The 4218-nt window shown below is 63.7% G+C and carries 5 protein-coding genes and 1 pseudogene; 1 reads left to right on the top strand and 5 read right to left on the bottom strand.

Annotation, left to right across the window (positions count from 1 at the left end; translation table 11 throughout):
* The 5 genes and pseudogenes from ACOZKU_RS15530 to ACOZKU_RS15550 form a co-directional block, all read right to left on the bottom strand.
* Positions 1-423 (bottom strand): annotated as a pseudogene (locus ACOZKU_RS15530) (phosphatidic acid phosphatase); the annotation flags it as partial.
* A 120-nt stretch (positions 424-543) separates the two neighbouring features.
* Complete coding sequence (gene leuB, locus ACOZKU_RS15535; protein WP_421579619.1) at positions 544-1653, bottom strand: 3-isopropylmalate dehydrogenase; 1110 nt, start codon at positions 1651-1653, stop codon at positions 544-546.
* Positions 1654-1761: 108 nt separating this feature from the next.
* On the bottom strand, positions 1762-2142 hold the full coding sequence (locus tag ACOZKU_RS15540) for a RidA family protein (protein WP_421579620.1): 381 nt from the start codon (positions 2140-2142) through the stop codon (positions 1762-1764).
* 3 nt (positions 2143-2145) lie between these two features.
* Positions 2146-2751: a 3-isopropylmalate dehydratase small subunit gene (gene leuD / locus ACOZKU_RS15545; protein ID WP_421579621.1), complete on the bottom strand. Its 606-nt coding sequence runs from the start codon at positions 2749-2751 to the stop codon at positions 2146-2148.
* 150 nt (positions 2752-2901) lie between these two features.
* A complete protein-coding gene (locus tag ACOZKU_RS15550; RefSeq protein WP_314089883.1) occupies positions 2902-3156 on the bottom strand; it encodes a hypothetical protein in 255 nt (84 codons plus the stop codon).
* Between the two features lie 108 nt (positions 3157-3264).
* Between ACOZKU_RS15550 and ACOZKU_RS15555 the strand changes: the two genes are divergently transcribed.
* Complete coding sequence (locus tag ACOZKU_RS15555) at positions 3265-4188, top strand: HpcH/HpaI aldolase/citrate lyase family protein (protein WP_421579622.1); 924 nt, start codon at positions 3265-3267, stop codon at positions 4186-4188.
* Positions 4189-4218: the final 30 nt, after the last annotated feature.

Consider the following 4218-nt stretch of genomic DNA (forward strand, 5'->3'; position numbering starts at 1 on the left):
GGGAAAGCTGGAATAGAGGTCGTCATAGGCGAAAGGCGTCAGGCTGTAGGCACCGTATTCGGCAAAGAGTTCCGGCCGCGCCCGGCCGACGATCAGCTTGACGAGATGCACGAGCGTCGTGGTCGCGCCTGTCGTCACGAAGAAATAGAGCGGTAGCCGCCACGCGGTCCGCGTCCTGCCCGTCAGCGTCTCATTGCGGCTGATCCGGTGCGCAATATAGGCGAGAATGACGAGCGCGCCCGAGCCATAGATCATCCAGGCGAAGGTGCCGAAATCGGTAATGCGCTTGTTGAAGGCGACGATGGTGCCCGGGAGGCCCTGCGCGCGCTGGGAAATCATCGGGTCGAAGGGAGCGAGCGCCAGGACGAGCACGGCGGTGGCGGCTAGGATCCAGAGCGAGGAGGTCGCGAGCGATCGGTTCATGTCTATCCCTTGCTGATGGCGTCGTTTCATGTGCGGGCGCAACGCGGCTTTTCAAGGGATGCAAACGAAAAAGGCCCCCGGAGCGGAGCACCGGGAGCCTTTTCAGTGACCGGTGTCGGTTCAGGCCGACAGTCTCTTGAAGACGGCAAGGATGGCGTCGCCCATTTCGATCGTGCCGACCTGGCGGCTGCCTTCCGACATGATGTCGCCGGTGCGGATACCGCTGTCGAGCACTTCGGCGATCGCCTTTTCCAGATTGTCGGCTTCCGCGACCATGTTGAATGAGTAGCGCAGGCACATGGCAAAGGAAGCGATCATGGCGATCGGGTTGGCGATGCCCTTGCCGGCAATGTCCGGCGCTGAGCCGTGTACGGGCTCGTAGAGCGCCTTGCGCTGGCCCTTGGCGTCCGGCGCGCCGAGCGAGGCCGACGGCAGCATGCCGAGCGAACCCGTCAGCATGGCGGCGACGTCGGAGAGCATGTCGCCGAACAGGTTATCGGTTACGATGACGTCGAACTGTTTTGGCGCACGAACGAGCTGCATGCCGCCGGCGTCGGCGAGCATGTGTTCCAGCTGCACATCGGAATAGGCGCGCTTGTGCGTCTCGGTCACGACCTGGTTCCAAAGCACGCCCGACTTCATGACGTTGCGCTTTTCCATCGAGCAGACGCGGTTGCCGCGTGTGCGAGCGAGTTCGAAGGCCACGCCGGCAATGCGCTCGATTTCGTAGGTATCGTAAACCTGCGTGTCGATGCCGCGCTTCTGGCCGTTGCCGAGGTCGATGATCTCCTTCGGCTCGCCGAAATAGACGCCGCCCGTCAGTTCGCGCACGATGAGGATGTCGAGGCCTTCGACCAGTTCCGGCTTCAGCGAGGACGCATTGGCAAGCGCCGGGTAGCAGATGGCGGGGCGCAGGTTCGCGAAGAGCTTCAGGTCCTTGCGCAGGCGCAGCAGGCCGGCTTCCGGGCGCACTTCGTAGGGAACGGCATCCCATTTCGGGCCGCCGACGGCGCCGAACAGAACGGCATCGGCGGCAAGCGCCTTCTCCATGTCGCCTTCCGAGATCGCCGCGCCATGGGCGTCATAGGCCGAGCCGCCAACGAGGCCTTCGTCGGTTTCAAAGCCGGCGCCGAGTTCGGCGTTCATATAGGCGATGATCTTGCGGACTTCCGCCATGGCTTCCGGGCCGATGCCGTCGCCGGGCAGGAGGAGGAGGTTACGCGCTGTCATGGGATTTTCCTTGAGGTCACGGAATGGTCGCGCGCTTCTTAGCGCAACTTCCATTCAAGGAAAATCGCTTGGACGAAAGAAATTTGCGCGCGGGCCTGCGCCTTTCGGCTAGCTCCGGCGCAGCGCCGTGACTTCGATTTCGACCAGCATTTCCGGCCGGATCAGGTCGCAGACGACCATGGTGGCGGCGGGGCGGATCGCGCCAAAGGTTTCGCCGAGGATCGGGAAGACGCGGTCCGCAAAGGCCGCTTCCGTCACGTAGTAATGGCAGCGCACGACATCAGCAAAGGAGAAGCCGCCTTCCTGCAATGCCTTGCCGATGGTGGCGAGGCAGTTGCGCGTCTGGTCCTCGACGCTGTCGGGCATGGTCATGGTGGCATAGTCGTAGCCGGTCGTGCCGGAGACGAAGCACCAGTCGCCGGAAACGACGGCGCGCGAATAGCCCGCCGTCGCTTCGAAAGGAGAGCCGGACGAGATCAGCCGGCGCATTGCTTATGCCCAGGGACGCGAGGACGCGTTCTGCTTCTCGAAGCTGTCGATCGCGGTCGCCTTCTCCAGCGTCAGGCCGATGTCGTCGAGGCCGTTCAGCAGGCAGTGGCGGCGGAAGGCGTCGATCTCGAAGCCGATGCGGCCGCCGTCGGGACCGGTGATTTCCTGGGCTTCCAGGTCGACGGTCAGGATGGCGTTGGAGCCGCGGCTGGCGTCGTCCATCAGCTTGTCGAGCTCGTCCTGGCTGACGACGATCGGCAGGATGCCGTTCTTGAAACAGTTGTTATAGAAGATGTCGGCGAAGCTGGTGGAGATCACGCAGCGGATGCCGAAGTCGAGCAGCGCCCACGGCGCATGCTCACGCGACGAGCCGCAGCCGAAATTGTCGCCGGCGACGAGGATCGTGGCATTCTGGTAGGCCGGCTTGTTCAGCACGAAGTCTTCGTTGACGCTGCCATCTTCATGGTAGCGCGCTTCGGCGAAAAGGCCGGTGCCGAGACCGGTCCGCTTGATCGTCTTGAGGTAGTCTTTCGGAATGATCATGTCCGTGTCGATATTGACGACGGGGAGCGGCGCGGCGACGCCGGTCAGCTTGACGAACTTGTCCATGCGAAAACCCTCGAAATGCGGTGGTGTGATTTTGCCAAGCGTTTAGATCAGTTTTCCCGGAATTTGAAGGGGAATCTTGATCGGGGCCGCAAACGCAGATGCCGGACGCAAAGACGCGCCCGGATATCCCTTGCCGGGAAGAGACCTCGATTAGAGGTCGATGATCGTCCCGCGACCGTCGTTCCAGATGCGCGGCTCGCGCTGGCCGGGGGCCGCGCGGTCGTTTCGCGCACGCGCCGTGGCGCGGACGGGAGCCGGCTGGAGCTTGCCCGCGAGCATGGAGCCGAGCATCAACACGGCGGCGATGCCGGCGATGGCAAGGCCGATCGAGGCTGCGAACACGACGGTTGCGCTGGCGACCAGCATGGCGAAGATCGTGAAGAGGATGGAGCGGATACGCTGCATTTTGATTTGCCCTTTCTGCAAGAAGCAATGTGGGGGCCGATTTTGTTCATTGCAAGGCCGAATCTTTGGGCGCTTGCCGCCTGCGGCAAAGCGCGGCACAAAGAGCGCATGAACAGGACCCCGCACCACCATCCGCTCCGCCTGCGCCGTTCGGTGCTGAGCGTGCCCGCCATCAATGCCAAGGCGCTGGCCAAGTCCGTAACACTCGATTGCGACGTCGTTCTCTTCGATCTCGAAGATTCCGTCCTGCCGGAGAAGAAGGCGGAGGCGCGGGCGGCTTTGATCGCGCATTTCGCCACGCTCGACCGCGCCCCGGGCCGCGAACATGTCATCCGCATCAACCCGCTCGACGGGCCGGATGGCGTGCTCGACCTCGAAGCGGTGCTGGACTGCATGCCCGATGCCGTGGTGCTGCCGAAGGTCTCCGAGCCGCAGGATGTGCTGACCGTCGCCGACTGGTTGTCCGAGGCGGGCGCCGATGACGACCGGGACTTTGGACCGCGGCTTTGGGCGATGATCGAGACGGCCGACGGCCTTCTCAACCTCGCCGCCATCGCCGAGACGGGCCGCACGGAGGGCGGAAGGCTCGATTGCCTTGTCGTCGGTCTCAACGACCTGCGCAAGGAAACCGGCATTGCCGATATTCCCGGCCGCCCCTATCTCACGCCGCTGCTGCTTCAGGTGGTCGTCGCCGCGCGGGCCTTCGGGCTCGATGTCGTCGATGCCGTCTTCAACGATTTTGCAGATGCCGAGGGCCTTGAGGCGGAATGCCGCCAGGGCCGGCAGATGGGTTTCGACGGCAAGATGCTGATCCACCCGGCGCAGATCGATGCCGCAAACGTGGCCTACGGCGTGACGGAGGCCGAAGCGGCCGAGGCGCTGGCCATCGTCGCGGCCTTCGCCGCACCTGAAAATGCCGGCAAGGCGGTCGTCACCATCGCGGGCCGCATGGTCGAAAAGCTCCATGCCGACCAGGCGGGCCGTCTGCTCGCCAAGGTCGACCTGATCAACGAGAGAAAGAGAACCGCATGAAAGTCTATCGTTTCCTCACCGCCGTTGACG

The organism is Shinella sp. M31 (assembly GCF_049199205.1).
GTDB lineage: Bacteria > Pseudomonadota > Alphaproteobacteria > Rhizobiales > Rhizobiaceae > Shinella.

What these genes read in the sequence shown, in the direction of transcription:
- ACOZKU_RS15550 (WP_314089883.1), bottom strand. Translation starts at nt 3,156, where the DNA reads ATGCAGCGTATCCGCTCCATCCTCTTCACGATCTTCGCCATGCTGGTC.
- leuD (WP_421579621.1), bottom strand. Translation starts at nt 2,751, where the DNA reads ATGGACAAGTTCGTCAAGCTGACCGGCGTCGCCGCGCCGCTCCCCGTC.
- leuB (WP_421579619.1), bottom strand. Translation starts at nt 1,653, where the DNA reads ATGACAGCGCGTAACCTCCTCCTCCTGCCCGGCGACGGCATCGGCCCG.
- ACOZKU_RS15555 (WP_421579622.1), top strand. Translation starts at nt 3,265, where the DNA reads ATGAACAGGACCCCGCACCACCATCCGCTCCGCCTGCGCCGTTCGGTG.
- ACOZKU_RS15540 (WP_421579620.1), bottom strand. Translation starts at nt 2,142, where the DNA reads ATGCGCCGGCTGATCTCGTCCGGCTCTCCTTTCGAAGCGACGGCGGGC.